This window comes from Enterobacter sp. JBIWA003, from assembly GCF_019968825.1.
In the GTDB taxonomy this organism is placed as follows: Bacteria; Pseudomonadota; Gammaproteobacteria; order Enterobacterales; family Enterobacteriaceae; genus Enterobacter; species Enterobacter quasiroggenkampii.
Window position 1 is genome coordinate 4788607 of record NZ_CP074170.1, and the last position, 19064, is coordinate 4807670.

At 56.2% G+C, this 19064-nt stretch carries 18 protein-coding genes; 5 read left to right on the plus strand and 13 right to left on the minus strand.

Translation table 11 applies throughout. From position 1 onward, the window contains the following. Window positions 1-6 precede the first annotated feature (6 nt). Both KGP25_RS23245 and pepQ read right to left on the minus strand, forming a co-directional pair. Window positions 7-621, minus strand: a complete 615-nt coding sequence (locus tag KGP25_RS23245) for an IMPACT family protein (protein WP_223539673.1) — start codon at window positions 619-621, stop codon at window positions 7-9. Then, complete coding sequence (gene pepQ, locus KGP25_RS23250) at window positions 621-1952, minus strand: Xaa-Pro dipeptidase (protein ID WP_104949907.1); 1332 nt, start codon at window positions 1950-1952, stop codon at window positions 621-623. The genes KGP25_RS23245 and pepQ overlap by 1 nt, the downstream gene beginning before the upstream one ends. Window positions 1953-2141: 189 nt before the next feature. Here pepQ and fadB point away from each other — a divergent pair, with 189 nt between their 5' ends. Together fadB and fadA are read left to right on the plus strand one after the other, a co-directional pair. Next, on the plus strand, window positions 2142-4331 hold the full coding sequence (gene fadB / locus KGP25_RS23255; RefSeq protein WP_223539674.1) for a fatty acid oxidation complex subunit alpha FadB: 2190 nt from the start codon (window positions 2142-2144) through the stop codon (window positions 4329-4331). A 9-nt stretch (window positions 4332-4340) separates the two neighbouring features. After that, on the plus strand, window positions 4341-5504 hold the full coding sequence (gene fadA / locus KGP25_RS23260; RefSeq protein WP_008501515.1) for an acetyl-CoA C-acyltransferase FadA: 1164 nt from the start codon (window positions 4341-4343) through the stop codon (window positions 5502-5504). Window positions 5505-5665: 161 nt separating this feature from the next. On the opposite strand, the gene fre is transcribed toward fadA, so the two are convergent. Next, complete coding sequence (fre, locus tag KGP25_RS23265) at window positions 5666-6367, minus strand: NAD(P)H-flavin reductase (RefSeq protein ID WP_008501516.1); 702 nt, start codon at window positions 6365-6367, stop codon at window positions 5666-5668. 42 nt (window positions 6368-6409) lie between these two features. Next, window positions 6410-7900: a 4-hydroxy-3-polyprenylbenzoate decarboxylase gene (gene ubiD / locus KGP25_RS23270; RefSeq protein ID WP_196347471.1), complete on the minus strand. Its 1491-nt coding sequence runs from the start codon at window positions 7898-7900 to the stop codon at window positions 6410-6412. A 173-nt stretch (window positions 7901-8073) separates the two neighbouring features. Here ubiD and rfaH point away from each other — a divergent pair, with 173 nt between their 5' ends. Next, on the plus strand, window positions 8074-8565 hold the full coding sequence (gene rfaH, locus KGP25_RS23275; RefSeq protein ID WP_028015881.1) for a transcription/translation regulatory transformer protein RfaH: 492 nt from the start codon (window positions 8074-8076) through the stop codon (window positions 8563-8565). Here rfaH and tatD read toward each other — a convergent pair. The 9 genes from tatD to udp form a co-directional block, all read right to left on the minus strand. Next, complete coding sequence (tatD, locus tag KGP25_RS23280; RefSeq protein WP_223539675.1) at window positions 8562-9344, minus strand: 3'-5' ssDNA/RNA exonuclease TatD; 783 nt, start codon at window positions 9342-9344, stop codon at window positions 8562-8564. The two genes, rfaH and tatD, sit on opposite strands and share 4 nt — an antisense overlap. Window positions 9345-9385: 41 nt before the next feature. Then, window positions 9386-10156: a Sec-independent protein translocase subunit TatC gene (gene tatC, locus KGP25_RS23285; protein ID WP_045909218.1), complete on the minus strand. Its 771-nt coding sequence runs from the start codon at window positions 10154-10156 to the stop codon at window positions 9386-9388. Window positions 10157-10158: 2 nt separating this feature from the next. Then, the gene (gene tatB, locus KGP25_RS23290) at window positions 10159-10701 is read right to left on the minus strand and encodes a Sec-independent protein translocase protein TatB (protein ID WP_008501521.1); all 543 of its coding nucleotides are present in this window, start codon (window positions 10699-10701) and stop codon (window positions 10159-10161) included. Window positions 10702-10704: 3 nt separating this feature from the next. Beyond that, window positions 10705-10959, minus strand: coding sequence for a Sec-independent protein translocase subunit TatA (gene tatA / locus KGP25_RS23295; RefSeq protein ID WP_020882874.1), 255 nt, complete (start codon window positions 10957-10959; stop codon window positions 10705-10707). A gap of 76 nt (window positions 10960-11035) precedes the next feature. Beyond that, window positions 11036-12676 (minus strand): ubiquinone biosynthesis regulatory protein kinase UbiB, encoded by a 1641-nt coding sequence (gene ubiB, locus KGP25_RS23300; protein ID WP_045909219.1) that lies wholly within the window; start codon window positions 12674-12676, stop codon window positions 11036-11038. Further along, window positions 12673-13278 (minus strand): ubiquinone biosynthesis protein UbiJ, encoded by a 606-nt coding sequence (ubiJ, locus tag KGP25_RS23305; protein WP_048030774.1) that lies wholly within the window; start codon window positions 13276-13278, stop codon window positions 12673-12675. The genes ubiB and ubiJ overlap by 4 nt, the downstream gene beginning before the upstream one ends. Window positions 13279-13291: 13 nt before the next feature. Then, complete coding sequence (ubiE, locus tag KGP25_RS23310) at window positions 13292-14047, minus strand: bifunctional demethylmenaquinone methyltransferase/2-methoxy-6-polyprenyl-1,4-benzoquinol methylase UbiE (RefSeq protein ID WP_167215671.1); 756 nt, start codon at window positions 14045-14047, stop codon at window positions 13292-13294. Window positions 14048-14113: 66 nt separating this feature from the next. Beyond that, window positions 14114-15571, minus strand: a complete 1458-nt coding sequence (gene rmuC / locus KGP25_RS23315; protein WP_024907997.1) for a DNA recombination protein RmuC — start codon at window positions 15569-15571, stop codon at window positions 14114-14116. Between the two features lie 140 nt (window positions 15572-15711). After that, complete coding sequence (gene udp, locus KGP25_RS23320; RefSeq protein WP_003860792.1) at window positions 15712-16473, minus strand: uridine phosphorylase; 762 nt, start codon at window positions 16471-16473, stop codon at window positions 15712-15714. Between the two features lie 255 nt (window positions 16474-16728). Here udp and KGP25_RS23325 point away from each other — a divergent pair, with 255 nt between their 5' ends. Continuing rightward, window positions 16729-17535 (plus strand): dienelactone hydrolase family protein, encoded by an 807-nt coding sequence (locus tag KGP25_RS23325; protein ID WP_048226889.1) that lies wholly within the window; start codon window positions 16729-16731, stop codon window positions 17533-17535. 38 nt (window positions 17536-17573) lie between these two features. Beyond that, window positions 17574-19037 carry a family 1 glycosylhydrolase gene (locus KGP25_RS23330; RefSeq protein ID WP_223539676.1) on the plus strand — a complete coding sequence of 488 codons (1464 nt, stop codon included), beginning with the start codon at window positions 17574-17576 and terminating at the stop codon, window positions 19035-19037. Window positions 19038-19064 lie beyond the last annotated feature (27 nt).

Consider the following 19064-nt stretch of genomic DNA (forward strand, 5'->3'; position numbering starts at 1 on the left):
TGGGGATTATTCTTCAATCGGCAGCAATTGCAACGAACCACGACTAAAATCAGCGAGTTTTGCTGAAAAAACAGCCAGTTCCGCCTGAGGAAGCGCCACGCGTAATTGCACCATTGCCTGATATTCACTGTGTGCGATGACACCGTTAAACTGCCGCAGCAGCGCTTCAATACCCGATAGCTGGGCGTAATCGCATAATAAAGTATATTCGGTAAGCGGCGTTTTGCGGGTAGTGACCAGCATATTAAGCGCCTGCTGCACGCCCCCGCCATAGGCTTTAACCAGCCCACCGGTGCCTAACAAAATGCCGCCGTAGTAACGCACCACCACGGCGGTTATTTCGCCCACGCCGCTGCCCATAAGCTGGGAGAGCATGGGTTTACCGGCCGTGCCCGCCGGTTCACCGTCATCGGAAAACCCCAGTTGCTGCGAATCGTCCGGCGGCCCTGCTACCCACGCCACGCAGTGGTGACGGGCGTCAGGATGCTCAGCCCGGACGGACTCGACAAACGCTTTTGCCGCCTCTACGCCGTCGGTATGCGCCAGCAGCGTAATAAAGCGGCTTTTCTTGATTTCCTCAACAAAGGTGACCGGTTCAGCCGGTATTAGCCAGCTTTCCATCAGGCCAGCTTCAGGTCTCGCGTCATATTCTCGATACCGTTTTCGTGAATCACCACGTTATCTTCGATACGAATACCGCCAAATGGCTTCAGCGCGTCAATTTTTTCCCAGTTGAAGTGCTTGCTGAACTGGCCTTCACGCCACGGCGCCAGCAGGGATTCGATAAAGTAGATCCCCGGTTCAATCGTCAGCACCATGCGCGGTTCCAGAATGCGGGTGCAGCGCAGGTAAGGATATTTAGACGGTGCCGCCAGGTGCGTACCGGTATCATCCTGCATAAAGCCCGCAACGTCGTGCACCTGCAGACCCAGCGGGTGACCAATGCCGTGCGGCATGAAGGGCCCGGTCAGATCGTTCTCGACCATCGCCTCTTCGCTCATGTCTTTCACAATCTGGTGCTTACGCAGCAGTTTGGCGATGCGCTGATGGAACTGGATGTGGTAATCCACATAGCTGGTGCCCGCCTTCATGGTGGCAATCAGCGCCAGCTGTTCATCGTTCACGTCTTTGATCAGCTGCGCGAACTCGGTGTCCGCATTCGCCGCCCAGGTGCGGGTCAGGTCGGCCGCGTAGCCGTTGTACTCTGCCCCTGCGTCCAGCAGGAAGCTGCGCATTTCCGACGGAACCTGGTGATCCAGTTTGGTGTAGTGCAGGACGGACGCGTGCTCGTTGAGCGCGACAATGTTGCTGTACGGCACGTCGGTATCGCGATGACCAGTGGCGGTCAGGTACGCCTGGTTGATATCGAACTCGCTCATGCCGGACTGGAAGGCTTCATGCGCGGCACGGTGACCGTTCACCGCGGTCTTTTGTGCTTCACGCATGCAGTAAAGTTCGTAGTCGGTTTTATACGCGCGGTAATAGTGGAGGTAATCCAGCACCCCTTTCGGGTTGAGTTTGTCTGCCGCAATATCCAGGCCCAATGCACGCTCCGGAACAGGGCCAATATAGGCGATGTTGCCACGTGCGGCAGGCAGCTGGCCGCCAATACCGTCCGCTTTTGGCAGCGCAATGACCTCAATCTCTTCCGTCCAGAAAGAGGTCGGCAGCGGCTCAACGTTGTGCCAGTAATCGACCGGCAGGTAGAACCACAGTTTCGGCTTGTTCACGCCATCCACCAGCAGCCAGCAGTTGGGCACCTGCGTCACCGGCACCCACGCCTTAAATTGTGGGTTCACCTTGAACGGATAAGCGTGGTCATCCAGAAAGGTATTCATCAGCTCGCCGGAGTGGATCAGCAGCGCATCCAGCTTAAAGCGGGCCAGTACATCGCGGGTACGTTCCTGTAGGGTAACGATATGATTTTTATAAAGCGAAGCCAGTGAGTCCATCATTATTCCTTTCGTTTTTTGACCTCAAGTCATCGCATCTTAGCACACCTCACTCCGCCTGCGTGATTTCCACCGACCGTGATCAATGCAGCAATTTCTTAATGAGTAATTTGCATTTTATTAACATAAATCCCACACTCCGATTCATCTGGTATGACCAGATCCAATTGCTGGATTCAGGAGACTGACATGCTCTACAAAGGCGACACCCTGTACCTCAACTGGCTGGAAGATGGCATTGCCGAACTGGTGTTCGATGCCCCCGGCTCAGTGAACAAGCTTGATACCGCGACGGTGGCCAGTCTTGGCCAGGCGCTGGATGTTCTTGAAAAACAACCTGAATTAAAAGGGCTGCTGCTGCGTTCGAACAAAGCGGCCTTTATCGTCGGTGCCGATATCACCGAGTTCCTTTCGCTGTTCCTGGTCCCGGAAGAACAGCTGAGCCAGTGGCTGCACTTTGCCAACAGCGTCTTTAATCGTCTGGAAGATCTGCCTGTCCCGACTATTTCCGCCGTTAACGGCTATGCGCTGGGCGGTGGCTGCGAGTGCGTGCTGGCGACCGACTATCGCCTGGCGACGCCGGACCTGCGCATCGGCCTGCCGGAAACCAAGCTGGGCATTATGCCGGGCTTTGGCGGCTCCGTCCGTATGCCGCGCATGCTCGGTGCCGACAGCGCGCTGGAGATCATTGCCGCGGGTAAAGATGTCGGCGCAGATCAGGCGCAGAAAATTGGCCTGGTCGACGGCGTTGTAAAACCTGAGAAGCTTGTTGAAGGCGCACTCGCCATTCTGCGTCAGGCAATTAACGGCGAACTCGACTGGAAAGCCAAACGCCAGCCGAAGCTGGAACCGTTAAAACTCAGCAAGATTGAAGCCACCATGAGCTTCACCATCGCCAAAGGCATGGTGATGCAGACGGCGGGTAAACACTACCCGGCGCCAATCACGGCGGTGAAAACCATCGAAGCGGCTGCCCGTCTCGGACGCGATGAAGCGCTGAAGCTCGAAAATCAGAGCTTTGTCCCGCTGGCGCACACCAATGAGGCTCGCGCGCTGGTCGGTATCTTCCTCAACGATCAGTTCGTGAAAGGCAAAGCCAAACAGCTGACTAAAAACGTTGAGACACCAAAACATGCGGCGGTACTCGGCGCGGGGATCATGGGTGGCGGCATCGCTTACCAGTCAGCCTGGAAAGGTGTGCCGGTGGTGATGAAAGACATCAACGAGAAATCCCTGACGCTGGGCATGACCGAAGCGGCCAAGTTGCTGAATAAACAGCTTGAGCGCGGGAAAATTGACGGTCTGAAGCTTGCAGGCGTGATTTCCACCATTCAGCCCGTGCTGGAATACAGCGGTTTTGATCGTGTCGACGTTGTGGTCGAAGCCGTCGTCGAGAACCCGAAGGTTAAAAAAGCGGTGCTGGCGGAAACGGAAGACAAGGTTCGCCCGGATACCGTACTGGCCTCTAACACCTCCACCATTCCAATCAGCGAGCTGGCGAGCGTGCTGAAGCGTCCGGAAAACTTCTGCGGTATGCACTTCTTCAACCCGGTACACCGTATGCCGCTGGTCGAAGTGATCCGTGGGGAAAAAACCTCCGACGACACCATCGCCAAAGTGGTGGCCTGGGCCAGCAAGATGGGCAAAACGCCGATCGTCGTTAACGATTGTCCGGGCTTCTTCGTCAACCGCGTGCTGTTCCCTTATTTCGCCGGTTTTAGCCAGCTGCTACGCGACGGCGCGGACTTCCGCAAAATCGACAAAGTGATGGAAAAACAGTTCGGCTGGCCGATGGGACCGGCGTATCTGCTGGACGTTGTGGGCATTGATACCGCCCACCACGCCCAGGCGGTAATGGCGGCAGGCTTCCCGCAGCGCATGCAGAAAGACTATCGCGACGCGATTGACGCGCTGTTCGACGATAACCGCTTCGGTCAGAAAAACGGTCTGGGCTTCTGGCGCTATAAAGAAGACAGCAAGGGCAAACCGAAGAAAGAAGAAGACGCGGCGGTGGATAGCCTGCTGGCCGATGTCAGTCAGCCGAAACGCGACTTCACCGACGATGAAATCATCGCCCGCATGATGATTCCGATGATCAACGAAGTGGTGCGTTGCCTCGAAGAAGGCATTATCGCCAGCCCGGCGGAAGCGGATATGGCGCTGGTATACGGCCTGGGCTTCCCTCCGTTCCACGGCGGCGCGTTCCGCTGGCTGGACACACTCGGCAGCGCCCGCTATCTCGATATGGCTCAGCAGTATCAGCACCTCGGCCCGCTGTATGAAGTGCCGGAAGGGCTGCGTAACAAAGCGCGCCATAACGAACCCTACTATCCCGCAGTTGAGCCAGCCCGTCCGGTTGGCGAGCTGAAAACGGCTTAAGGAGTCACAATGGAAAAGGTTGTCATTGTTGATGCGATTCGCACCCCGATGGGCCGTTCAAAAGGCGGCGCGTTCCGTAACGTGCGTGCGGAAGACCTCTCCGCGCACCTGATGCGTAGCCTGCTGGCGCGTAACCCGGCGCTGGATCCGGCTGCGCTCGACGATATCTACTGGGGCTGCGTGCAGCAGACCCTGGAGCAGGGCTTCAACATCGCCCGCAACGCGTCGCTGCTGGCGGAGATCCCGCATTCGGTTCCGGCCGTCACCGTTAACCGCCTGTGCGGTTCATCAATGCAGGCGCTGCACGACGCGGCCCGCATGATCATGACCGGCGATGCTCAGGCTTGCCTGGTCGGTGGCGTCGAGCATATGGGTCACGTCCCGATGAGTCACGGGGTCGATTTCCACCCGGGGATGAGCCGCAACGTGGCGAAAGCTGCGGGGATGATGGGTCTGACCGCCGAGATGCTCTCCCGCCTGCACGGCATCAGCCGCGAAATGCAGGATGCCTTTGCCGCGCGTTCTCACGCTCGCGCATGGGCCGCCACGCAATCTGGTGCCTTTAAGAACGAGATCATCCCTACCGGCGGCCACGATGCAGACGGCGTTCTGAAGCAGTTCAGCTACGACGAAGTCATCCGCCCGGAAACCACCGTCGAAGCGCTATCCACGCTGCGTCCGGCGTTTGACCCCGTCACCGGTACGGTCACGGCAGGGACCTCGTCGGCGTTGTCCGACGGCGCCGCCGCGATGCTGGTAATGAGCGAAAGCCGCGCCCGCGAGCTGGGATTAACGCCTCGCGCTCGGGTACGCTCGATGGCGGTCGTGGGCTGCGATCCGTCGATCATGGGCTACGGCCCGGTTCCGGCTTCAAAGCTGGCGCTGAAAAAAGCGGGCTTAACCGCCAGCGACATCGATCTCTTTGAGATGAACGAAGCGTTCGCCGCGCAAATCCTGCCGTGCATTAAAGATCTGGGGCTGATGGAGCAGATCGACGAGAAGATTAACCTCAACGGCGGCGCGATCGCCCTCGGTCACCCGCTGGGCTGCTCCGGGGCGCGTATCAGCACGACGCTGATCAACCTGATGGAACGCAAAGATGCCCAGTTTGGTCTGGCAACGATGTGTATCGGGCTGGGTCAGGGTATCGCGACGGTGTTTGAGAGAGTGTAAGGCTATAACGTAGGCCCGATAAGCATCGCGCCATCGGGCTTTTGCCGGGAGGCGCTGCGCTTTCCCGGCCTACGAGAGGTACCTCGCCGCCAGTCGTGTCACTGGCGAAGAGAAACAGTTTAGTTGCCGTTCTTCCCGCCTGTCAGGGGCGGGTTTTTTATTTAAATGAAGGCAAACGCATCGCCAAACAGGCGGTCTTCACGCGCATCACGTTCGTTACAGAACAGGTCGCGGGCGATTTTCGCCATCTCGAAACGTCCTGCAATGTAGATATCATGCCCCGCCAGCGTACCGTGATCCTGCAGCACTGCCGTCAGCACCGTCCCGCTACGCCCGCGCCAGCCCTCTTCCGGCTGCTCAACCACCGGCTCAATGCGCAGGTTAGGATGGGTGACGCTCAGCGCTTCCAGTTCAGACAGGTCATACAGGTGTTTCTCTTCACGGCCACCCCAGTAGATCGTGATATCACGGTCGGGATTACGCGCCAGGGCGGTCAACAGAATGGAGCGCACGTAGGAGAAGCCTGTTCCACCGGCAATCAGGATCAGCGGACGGTCTTCGTCATCGCGCAGCCACGCATCACCGTGCGGAATATCCACTACGATCTCGCGCTCTTTCAGAATGCGGTCCATGACGGCCATCGCATACAGGTTAAGCTCTGACGCACCGATATGAAGCTCAATAAATTCCTGCTCCGCTGGCGTGGAGGCCATGGAGAAAGGACGCTTATCACGCTCATCCATCACGACCATCAGATACTGACCCGCGCGGAAAGAGAATGGCGCTTCTGGCACTAAACGGACGCGATATACGGTGTCGGTGATGGCATCTACCGAGGTCACTTTACAGCTTAAGGTTGTCATTCGCTCTCTCTGTCGGGAAGTCTATAGGGCTTAACGGTCAGCTCAGGGTTTACCGTTATTCATTATGGCCAGCTCGTCCCAGATCGCGTCAATGCGCGCGGTCACAGCAGGATCTTTTTTGATCGGGCGACCCCATTCACGGTCGGTTTCGCCAGGCCATTTATTTGTGGCATCCAGTCCCATCTTTGAGCCAAGACCGGAAACCGGCGAGGCAAAATCCAGATAATCAATCGGCGTGTTTTCGACTAACACCGTATCGCGCGCCGGGTCCATTCGCGTGGTAATGGCCCAGATTACGTCATTCCAGTCGCGGGCGTTAACGTCATCATCGCAGACAATAACAAATTTGGTATACATAAACTGGCGCAGGAAAGACCACACGCCCATCATCACGCGTTTAGCATGACCTGGATACTGCTTCTTCATCGTGACCACCGCCATGCGATACGAGCATCCTTCAGGCGGCAGATAAAAATCAACAATTTCCGGGAACTGCTTTTGCAGGATCGGCACAAACACTTCATTCAGCGCCACGCCCAGTACCGCCGGTTCATCCGGTGGACGCCCGGTATACGTGGAGTGATAAATTGCATCTTCACGCTGCGTAATGTGCGTCACGGTAAACACCGGGAAGTTATCCACTTCGTTGTAATAGCCGGTATGGTCGCCGTAAGGGCCTTCTGGCGCCATTTCCCCCTGCTCAATGTAACCTTCCAGCACAATTTCTGCACTGGCCGGGACTTCAAGATCGTTAGAGATACACTTCACGACTTCGGTTTTCGTTCCGCGCAGCAGGCCAGCAAAGGCATACTCCGAGAGCGTATCCGGTACGGGCGTGACGGCCCCGAGAATGGTGGCCGGATCGGCGCCCAGCGCAACGGACACCGGGAAACGTTCACCTGGATGCGCAGCACACCACTCCTGGAAATCCAGCGCGCCGCCGCGATGCGACAGCCAGCGCATAATGAGCTTATTCTTGCCAATCAACTGCTGGCGGTAAATACCGAGATTCTGGCGTTCTTTGTGCGGGCCGCGCGTGACGGTCAGTCCCCAGGTGATCAGCGGCGCGGCATCTTCCGGCCAGCACTGCATGATAGGGATTTTAGTCAAATCAACCGCATCGCCTTCCAGCACCTTCTGCTGGCACGGCGCGCCGCGCAGGCGTTTAGTGGGCATGTTCAGCACCTGCTTAAACTGCGGCAGCTTGTCGAACAGATCGCGGAAGCCTTTCGGCGGCTCCGGCTCTTTCAGGAAGGCCAGCAGCTTACCGACTTCGCGCAGGGCCGTGACGTCTTCCTGCCCCATCCCCAGTGCGACGCGACGCGGTGTACCAAACAGGTTGCACAGCACCGGCATGGCGTACCCTTTAGGATTTTCAAACAGTAACGCGGGGCCACCGGCACGCAGGGTGCGGTCAGCAATTTCTGTCATCTCCAGATAAGGATCAACAGGAAGTGTAATACGTTTGAGTTCACCCTGCTTTTCCAGCAGCGTCAGGAAGTCGCGGAGATCGTGGTATTTCATGCAGTTAATCATGGCCTCTCTTTAAGCGCTTCATTATACGGCGTAAGCCTGCTTGATGCTGTAATTTTGTTAAATTAGCGTGAAGTTATGCGTTCTGTCCCATTTTCGCCCATTATAATCAACTTAGCGATCCCGCCAGGGTTTTGATATGCTTGCGCCCCGAACTAAGGGAAAGAGTGATTATGCAGGCCTGGTATTTACTGTATTGCAAACGCGGGCAACTTCAGCGCGCGCAGGAACATCTTGAACGTCAGTCTGTCAATTGCCTGACGCCCGTGATCACGCTTGAAAAAATGCAGCGCGGGAAGCGCACAACCGTGAGCGAGCCGTTGTTCCCGAACTACCTGTTCGTGGAGTTCGACCCTGAGGTGATCCACACCACCACCATCAGCGCCACGCGCGGCGTCAGCCATTTTGTTCGCTTTGGCGCTCACCCTGCGACGGTTCCCTCATCGGTGATCCACCAGCTGTCGATTTATCAGCAGCCCGAAGGCCTTACCGACCCGGAAACGCCCTACACGGGCGATAGCGTCGTGATTACTGAAGGGGCTTTCGAAGGCCTGCAGGCGATTTTTGCCGAGCCGGACGGGGAAGCGCGCTCCATGCTGTTGCTTAATCTGCTGAACAAGCAGGTGCTGCAGAGCGTTAAAAACACAGACTTCCGTAAACTTTAAACGTTTATCCCGAACAGCTTACGCACGTTGTCATCCGTCTGTGCGGAAAGCCAGTGCGGATCGTCTCCGCGCCACGTCGCGACGCGCTCAACAATGTGCCCCAGATAAGCGGGCTCATTGCGTCGCGATGCCGGTTTGGGTTTCATATCGCGCGGCAGCAGATAAGGCGCATCCGTTTCAAGGAGCAACCGGTCAGCCGGGATCGCTGGCAACAGTTCCCTAAGCTCAAGCCCGCGGCGCTCATCGCAAACCCAGCCGGTAATCCCCAGATAAAGCCCGCGCTCCAGGCACTCCAGCGCCTCCTGCCGTGAGCCGGTAAAACAGTGCAGCACTGCGCCGGGGAGTTTCTCGAGCCACGGATCCAACAGAGTCAGGAAACGCTCATGTGCGTCGCGACAGTGCATAAATACGGGCATTTCAAGCTCTGCCGCCAGCGCAAGCTGGGCAGTGAATGCCTTTTCCTGCTCTTCTGGCGTGGAAAAGTTACGGTTGAAATCGAGACCGCATTCGCCAATCGCCACCACTTCCGGTGTCTTCGCCAGCCTGCGCAGGGTTTCACCGCTTTCCGGGGTCCACTGGCTGCTGTCATGTGGGTGTACGCCCGCGGTAGACCAACAGCGTTCGTAGCGTTGCGCCAGCTGCTGCGCCTGCTCGCTCTCATGCAGGTTGGTGCCCGTCAGCAGCAGTCCTTTCACCCCGGCGGCAAACGCGCGCGCAACCACCTCATCGCGATCTTTCGCAAACTGCGAGCTGGTCAGGTTAAGTCCGATATCAAACATGCGAATCCCCATATAACAACCGCCCTGACGGGCGGCTGGTTTTACTCTTCAGTGGTCTTGTCGGACGTCGCGTCTTCGTCATCCGACCGACGCCCTTTACCCACGTAGAACCGTGAGAAGAAGACGCCGACCTCAAACAGGCAGTACATCGGTATGGCCAGCAGCGTCTGGGAGAACACATCCGGCGGTGTCAGCAGCATGCCGACCACAAATGCGCCGACCAGGATATACGGACGCTTCTTACGCAGGTCATCCGGCGTGGTGACTCCTACCCAGCAGAGCAGCACAATGGCCACCGGTACTTCAAAGGCCACGCCGAACGCCATAAACAGCGCCATCACAAAGCTGAGGTAGCTGGCGATATCTGTCGACACCTGGACGCCTTCCGGCGCGGTATGCGTCAGGAAGCCGAAGGCCAGCGGGAAGACAACGAAATAGGCAAACGCCATGCCGATATAGAACAGCAGCGAACTGGACACCAGCAGCGGGATGACCAGCTTGCGTTCGTGCTTATACAGTGCTGGCGCCACAAAGGCCCACACCTGGTACAGAATCACGGGCGCAGAGGCAATCAACGACACCCAAAAGGTCAGCTTGATGGGGGTAAAGAACGGGGAAGCAACGTCTGTTGCAATCATCGTTGCGCCCAGCGGCATCTGCTTGATCAGCGGCGCAGAAACCACCTGGTAGATATCGTTGGCGAAATAGACCAGGCATAGAAAAATAACGAGAACCGCAATAATGCAGTTTAACAGGCGCTTACGCAGCTCTATGAGGTGCGTAATCAGCGGTTGAGTATCATCTACAGCCATGTTTACGCTTTATCACTCGACGAGGGGGATGATTCGGAAACGGGCGCGGCGGGTTTTGCCTCGGCAGCATTAACCACGGGCTTTTCCGGCTGCACCTGCTTTTTCACTTCGGTTTCCTGCGGCGTCTGTTCAGGCGCAGCAGCCTGATGTTCAGCGCTGGCAGGCGTTACGCCCTCACGCTGCTCTTCGCTGCCCTTCACCACCGGGTTATGGATGGTGTTCGCTTCATCGCTCGCTTTTTCAGGATCGTTAATGCTGTAGGAGCGCTTCATGGATTCCGCCGCTTCGCGCAGCTCATCCATTGACGCTTTCAATTCCGGCGTCAGGTTATCCATGCTCGCCTTCTCAACCTTTTTCAGGCTTTCCTGAAATTCCTGCAGCTTAAGCTCCTGAGCCAGTTCATTCTGAACGGTCGATGCCAGCGATCTCAGCGCACGAACCCAGCCCGCAACGGTTTTCACCGCCACCGGCAGACGCTGAGGCCCCAGCACGATGAGGCCAATCACAAAGACCAGCAGGAGCTCACTAAAACCAATGTCGAACACGACTTACACCTGCTCTTTATCGTGGCGTTTAGCGTCTTCCTTTTTGGCTTCTTCTTGCTTGTCGGAGATGGATTTAGCAGTAAAGTCAGCGTCCTGGCTGGTTTTATCCTGCTTGCTCTCATCATCGCTCATCGCTTTCTTGAAGCCTTTGATAGACGCGCCCAGATCGGAACCAATAGAACCGAGCTTTTTGGTGCCAAACAACAGCACGACGATGACGGCAATGATCAACAATTGCCAGATACTGATACCACCCATACACGTTCCTCAGGGATAGATGATTAATGAGTCAGGTCGCATTATACGTATGCGACCCGTCGATAGCGACGCAAACTCAGCGCGTTTTTCGCCATCCGGCAAGCCAGACAACCACCCCGGCGGCCATCAGCCAGGCGGGCATCATCTGCCACTCCGGGCGGTTGATTAGCAGCAGCGTACCGCTCAGCAGCAGCGTTGCGCCAATCCCAAAGAGATAGCGTGACTGCCCCTGACGAACACGGCTGGACTGAAGTTCGCGAGCGATTTTATCCATGCTGTGCTGAAGGTTCTTGCTCTGACGCAAACTGTCATAAACCAGTTCAGGAATTTCAGGCATTTTTTCTATCCAGAACGGGCCTTTCTCTTTCAGCGAGCGCACCAGCGCCGGAATACCCACCTGATCCTTAATCCAGGATTCAAGGAAAGGTTTCGCGGTCTTCCACAAGTCTAACTGAGGATAGAGCTGTCGGCCTACACCCTCAACGTAAAGTAATGTTTTCTGAAGTAAAACTAGCTGTGGCTGAACTTCCATATTAAATCGGCGTGCCGTGTTGAACAGGTTCAACAGCACATGTCCGAAGGAGATTTCCGCCAGCGGTTTTTCAAAAATCGGTTCGCAAACGGTCCGGATCGCAAACTCGAACTCTTCGACGTTGGTGTCCGGCGGTACCCAGCCGGAATCGACGTGCAGCTCGGCCACCTTACGGTAGTCGCGGTTGAAGAACGCGATGAAATTCTCGGCCAGATAGCGTTTATCTTCTTTATTCAGCGACCCCACAATCCCGCAGTCGATACCGATATACTTCGGATCCTCAGGATGCTCGTAGCTTACGAAGATATTGCCCGGGTGCATGTCCGCATGGAAAAAGCTGTCGCGGAACACCTGGGTGAAGAAGACCTGCACGCCACGCTCGGCCAACAGCTTCATGTTCGTTCCCTGCTTCTCCAGGGCCACCACATCCGAAACCGGAATACCGTAGATACGCTCCATCACCATCATGTTCTGGCTGCAGTAGTCAGAATAGACTTCAGGGACATAGAGCATCGGGCTGTTTTCAAAGTTGCGACGCAGCTGAATGGCGTTTGCCGATTCACGCAGCAGGTTAAGCTCATCAATCAGCGTTTTTTCATATTCCCGCACCACTTCCATTGGACGCAAACGACGTCCGTCCGGAAGCAGACGCGGCACCCAGCGCGCCAGACGATAAATCAGCTTCATGTCTGCTTTGATGATGGGCAGGATGTCCGGACGAATGACCTTAATAACCACTTCCTTGCCATTTTCTTTCAGGCGCGCGGTGTGTACCTGAGCGATAGAGGCCGATGCCAGTGGCTGAATATCGAAATCGTCAAACCAGGTCTCAATGGGAATGTTGCCCATCGCCTCTTCAATTTGCTTTTTCGCGCGCGCACCGTCAAACGGTGCGACGCGGTCCTGCAGCATCGCGAGCTCATCAGCAATCAGCGGCGGGAAGAGATCGCGGCGGGTCGAGAGCATTTGCCCGAACTTAATCCATACCGGACCGAGCTCCTGCAATGCGAGGCGCAGGCGCTCACCCAGCGGCTGACCTTTATGGCGATTGGGCATCCAGAAGAGCATCCGCCGCCAGATACGAAGCGGCAGCGTGATACGCATTTTGGGGATAAGCTCGTCGAGCCCGTAGCTCAAAAAGGTGCGAATAATAAAATAGAGGCGCCGAATTTCACCAGGCGTCATTTGCCCTCCAGTTTTTCCAGCCGTTTGGTTAAGGCATCGACCGCACGTTCAACAGCAGCGGTCTCTTCCGCAAACCATGCCACTTCCAATGGCCCGGGCGCCATTCGCCACTCCTCCGTCAGCACTTCCGCCGCATAGCGTTGCTGACGTTGCAGGCTTTTACGCGCAAAGGAGGTGCCACCCTGAAGGACTTTCCCGATACCTTCAGCGGCAATGTCGCCGATAAAGGGCGCGAGCAGTTCTGCCGGGTCGAACTCCGCCAGATCGGTGAGCGCAACGAAGTTCTGCACGACCTGAATGTCGCCTTCCACTTCCAGCTCACCACTGCGGATAAGCGCCGTTAATTGCTGGCGATCGCGCAGTTTTGGCAGCACGCTCATGTGCGTGATGACCGAGCAGTCGGCGTCACCTTCCCACGCCCCCAGAACGTCAAGCTGGCGTTCGCTGAAGACCAGCACAAGCGGCGTCGAGAACTCTTTTAAAACAATACGTAATACCTTCCCGTTTAGCCGCTGACGCGCGGCTTTAAGCGCCGGAGCACGATAGAGAAAAGCATTCAGTACGTTTTCGATACCTGCGGTGACTAAGGGTTTAAAGGGCACGGGACACCTCCACTCAGAACTTGTAACCGCGATGCAGCGCGACGACACCCGCCGTCAGGTTGAAATATTCAACGTTCTCAAATTCTGCATCCTGCATCATGGCTTTTAATGTGTCCTGATCCGGGTGCATACGGATAGATTCCGCCAGATAGCGGTAGCTTTCCGCGTCGTTGGCCACCAGCTCACCGATGCGTGGCAGAACGTGGAAGGAATAGGCGTCGTAAGCTTTGCTCAGCGGCTCAATAATCGGTTTGGAGAATTCGAGCACCAGCAGGCGTCCACCCGGCTTCAGCACGCGATATATGGAGCGCAGCGCTTTTTCTTTGTCGGTCACGTTACGCAGACCGAAGGAGATCGTGATGCAGTCAAAGGTATTGTCCGGGAACGGCAGCGCTTCGGCATTTGCCTGCACATATTCCACATTCCCCACCACGCCGATGTTACGCAGCTTTTCGCGGCCCATTTTCAGCATGGAGTCATTAATATCGGCGAGGACAACGCGCCCGGTTTCGCCCACCAGACGAGAGAATTTCGCGGTTAAATCGCCCGTACCACCGGCTAAATCCAGCACCGTTTGTCCGCGACGCACGCCGCTACAGTCAATGGTGAAGCGCTTCCACAAGCGATGAATGCCGAACGACATCAGGTCATTCATCACATCGTACTTCGCCGCCACGGAATGAAATACGTGGGCCACCATGTCAGCTTTCTGCGCTTTGGCGACAGTCTGAAAGCCAAAGTGCGTTGTGTCTTGTGAATCGTCAGCCATCTTAGAGCCTGCTTATCAGTAAAATGTTCGTGAAGTGTAACAGATTGGGCGCGTTTGCCCTACGTTTCAACCACCGCGAAAGAAACGCGCCGGAGTCTCGTCTGGTGATAAATCCACCGCTAACGTGTTGTCTTCACTGTTTGTCTTTTGTTCGTCCGCCCCTTCACGCAGGCGAAACTCGTCGTCCTGGGCGGTGGCCTGTTCCACCAATTCCGGATTAATCTCGCGTTTAACCTCTACCCCCAGGCTGCGGAATGATTCGGCCTGCGCCAGCAGATTGCCACGTCCCGAGGCGAGTTTTTTCATCGCCTGACGGTAGTTATCCTGCGCACGGTCCAGGCTCTGCCCGACGGAGGACATGTCGTCCACGAAGAGGCGCATTTTGTCGTACAGCTTGCTGGCGCGGTCAGCAATCTGCTGCGCGTTGCGGCTCTGGTGCTCATAGCGCCACAGGTTCGCAATGGTGCGTAAGGCCACCAGCAGCGTGGTGGGGCTGACCAGCATAATGTTATTTTTGAGCGCTTCGGTGATGAGTTCAGGCTGCCTGTCGAGTGCCAGCAGAAACGCGGGCTCTACCGGGATAAACATCAGTACATAGTCTAGCGATCGCAGGCCAGGCAGCTGCTGATAGTCTTTTCTGCCAAGCAGGCGAATATGATTGCGTACGGAGGCAATGTGCTCCTGCAGCGCCGATTCACGGGTGTAGTCGTCCTCCGCATTGAAGTAACGCTCATACGCCACCAAAGTCATCTTGGCGTCAATCACCACATCTTTACCCTGGGGCAGCCGCACGATCACATCCGGCTGCATTCGCGAGCGGGCATCATTTTCAATACTCACCTGCGTTTCGTATTCGTACCCTTCCCGAAGGCCTGAAGCTTCCAGGACGCGGGTCAGCACCACTTCTCCCCAGTTGCCCTGGGTTTTGTTATCCCCTTTCAGCGCACGGGTGAGGTTGACCGCCTCCTGCGCCATCTGGGCATTCAGCTGCTGGAGATTGCGAATTTCATGCGCCAGGGTATGCCGCTCGCGGGCTTCCTGACCAAAGCTGTCCTGTACCTGACGGCGGAAGCCGTCCAGCTGTTCACGCAGGGGCGTCAGCAGGCTGTTCAGGCTCTGGCGGTTCTGCTCGTCAACGCGGCGGTTGCTGTGCTCAAAAATGCGGTTCGCGAGGTTTTCAAACTGTTCGCTGAGGCGCTGCTCGCTGTTGATCATCTGGCGGATTTTATCTTCCGCATGCAGCTGAGTGGATTCCAGGCGGGTGGTCACTTCACGGAGATCGGCCTCCAGCGAGGTGTTGATATCGCGGAGATTGCGCAGCTCGTTGTTGAGCAGTTCACACTCGTCGCGCCAGTGTTCACTCAGGGCAAGCTGCTGCCTGGCCGCGCTTAAATCGGCGACGATCTCTTCGCGTTCAGCCAGCTGATCGGCCTTCTGCTGCGCATGCTGATAGCTGGACATCAGCCAGCCTATCGCCACGCCCGCCAGCGCAATCACCGCATAAATCAGGATTGAGATATCCACAATGCCCCCTGCATCAACGTATTACCCGCACAAAATAGAATTGTGCTGTATAAACGTCCAGTTTGAAAGGGTTTTCCTGCGAGGCGCTACGCAAAAAATAAAGGCCGAACGTGTCGGCCTTTAATTTCGAAGGGAGAGGACTAGATCAGGCGACGCGCCGCTTCCACCACGATTTTCACCGCATGACTTTCGGTCTGCTTCATGGTTTCGGCGTTCGGGATCTCCTGCTGGGTACGGTTGACGATAACGCCCGCCACCATACCGGCACGCAGACCCTGGCTTGCGCACATGGTCAGCAGCGTGGCGGATTCCATTTCGTAGTTCATCACGCCCATCGACTGCCACTCTTCCATGGAGCCTTTGAAGCGGCTTACCACGCGGCCAGAGAAGGTGTCGTAACGCTCCTGACCTGGATAGAAGGTATCGGACGAAGCGGTCACGCCCACGTGGGTGGTGGCGCCCACGGATTTCGCGGCTTCAACCAGCGCGGTGGTGCACTCGAAATCAGCCACCGCCGGGAACTCCATCGGTGCAAAGTGGAGGCTTGCGCCATCCAGACGCACGGACGCGGTCGTCACCAGCACATCGCCGACGTTGATATGCGGCTGAATAGCGCCAGTGGTACCGATACGCAGGAAAGTACGAATGCCCAGCTGTGCCAGCTCTTCAACAGCAATCGAAGTAGACGGGCCACCGATACCGGTAGAACACACGATCACGGCTTTACCATCCAGCTCTGCGCGCCAGGTGGTGAATTCACGATGGGCTGCCAGCTTAACCGGCTTATCCATCAGCGCGGCGATCTTTTCCACACGCTCCGGATCGCCAGGGACGATAGCGAGCGTAGCCCCTTGTAAATCGTTTTTAGTGAGGCCGAGATGAAAAACATCAGACTTAGACATAGGTGACTCCTCTGTGGGTCGGTTAGTCAGAAGAAGTAAAACGGTACTTTACAGAAGCAGTAAGCATAATTTCGTGACGCATCTCACCATGAATGAAAATGATTGCATCGAATTTCCATCAAAAAGTGATTTACATCACATTAACAAGTTATATCGTCAGGTGCTGCACAAAAGATAGACCGTTTAAGGCACTGTGAGTTGTTAACCTGGTGTCTATATTTACCTTTGCGCTAACTGATTGGTACGGAGAATGCCATGACTGAAAAAACCGGTTTTGCACCTGCTGCGGCCCCGCATGCCTCAACCATCGTCTCAACGTCTGAAGATGCCATCACCGCGGGTGAGACCTCTATTCCCACGCAGGGAGAAAACATGCCTGCTTACCACGCACGACCAAAATCGGCAGACGGCCCGCTGCCCATCGTGATCGTGGTTCAGGAAATTTTCGGTGTTCACGAACACATTCGCGACCTCTGCCGCCGGCTGGCTCTGGAAGGCTATCTGGCCGTTGCGCCAGAGCTCTACTTCCGTCAGGGCGATCCGAACGACTACAGCGATATTCCCACCTTGCTCAGCAACCTGGTCAGCAAAGTCCCGGATGCGCAGGTTCTGGCCGACCTCGACCACGTCGCCAGCTGGGCGGCGCGCAACGGGGGCGATCCCCATCGTTTGCTGGTCACCGGTTTCTGCTGGGGCGGACGCATTAGCTGGCTGTATGCCGCGCATAACCCGCAGCTCAAAGCCGCTGTCGCCTGGTACGGCAAACTGGTGGGTGAAAAAACGCTGAATTCACCAAAACATCCGGTTGATATCGCCACCGAGTTAAATGCCCCCGTGTTAGGGCTTTACGGCGGTCAGGACACCGGTATTTCGCTGGATTCGGTAGAAACCATGCGCCATGCGCTCCGCGCGGCAAATGCGAAGGCGGAGATCGTGGTATACCCGGATGCCGGGCATGCGTTTAACGCCGACTATCGTCCGAGCTATCACGCTGAATCGGCTAAAGATGGATGGCAGCGGATGCTTACGTGGTTCCGTCAGTACGGTGGTAAAAAAGGGTAAGCCTTTCCCATCATCATGACGCATAAGGAGTGCGTGTTATGGACAATTCCCTCGCGTTTCCACACGGTTTTTTATGGGGCGGCGCGATTGCCGCCAACCAGGCCGAAGGCGCATGGAACGTGGACGGTAAAGGGCCGTCCGTTGCCGACGCTGTCGCCTGGAAACCCAACCTCTCCGTGAAAGATTACAGCGGCCACATGGCCCTGACGGACGAGAATATTCGCGACGCGTTTGAAGGTAAAAATGATGCGCTGTACCCGAAACGCCGCGGCATCGATTTTTATCACCACTATAAAGACGACATCGCGCTGTTTGCTGAGATGGGTTTTAAGGTGCTGCGCGTATCCATTGCCTGGTCACGTATTTTCCCGACCGGAGAGGACGCCGAGCCAAACGAGGCCGGGCTGCAGTTTTATGAAGAACTGTTTCGCGAGCTGCGTCGTCATAACATCGAGCCGCTGGTCACCCTTTCCCACTACGAAATGCCGCTGACGCTGAGCGAAAAATATAACGGCTGGGTGCACCGCAATGTGGTCGATGCTTTCGTTCGCTTCAGCAATGTTTGTTTCGACCGCTACAAAGAGCTGGTGCGTTACTGGCTAACCTTCAATGAAATAGACAGTATTCACCGCCATCCCTTTACGACCGCGGGCATTCGCGAAGAGAGAAGCGCACCGGGCAACGCGAAACAGGATATCTATCAGGGTCTGCACCATCAGTTTGTCGCGTCTGCACTGGTTACGCGCGACTGCCACGCCAAAATTCCGGGCAGCCAGGTCGGGTGCATGCTGACCAAACTGACGACCTATCCGCACAGCTGCCGTCCGGAAGACGTTGAAGCCACGCTGAAGAAAAACCTGGAAAACTATTTTTATGCCGACGTGCAGGTATTTGGCGACTATCCGCCGCTGATCCTGCGCGATCTGGAACGACGAAATATCCATATTGAAATGCACCCTGACGATCGGCGTATTTTAAAGGCGCATACTGTCGATTTCGTCTCCTTCAGCTATTACATGTCGATGACCGAATCCACTCAGCCTGACGCCGAACGCATTCCCGGGAATACCGTTCTCGGTGTGAAAAACCCGTATCTGCCTGCGTCCGAATGGGGATGGCAGATTGATCCGCTTGGGTTGAAAATCTCGCTGCTGGAGCTGTATGACCGTTACCGGAAGCCGCTGTTTATCGTTGAAAACGGTCTGGGCGCGAAGGATGTGGTCGAAAACGGCAAGATCCACGATAGCTATCGAATCGACTATTTCCGCGCGCACTTCGCACAAACGCGGGCCGCGATTAATGAAGGCGTGGAGGTGATGGGGTTCACCACGTGGGGCTGTATCGACATCATTAGTGCGGGCACCTCGCAGATGTCCAAACGCTACGGTTTTATCTATGTCGATCAGGACGATGAAGGCAACGGTACGTTGAAACGGCTGAAAAAAGACTCCTTCTGGTGGTACCAAAAGGTGATTGCCAGCAACGGCGCAGATCTGCGCTAAGCATGCGCATTCCAGGCCGGGCAGACG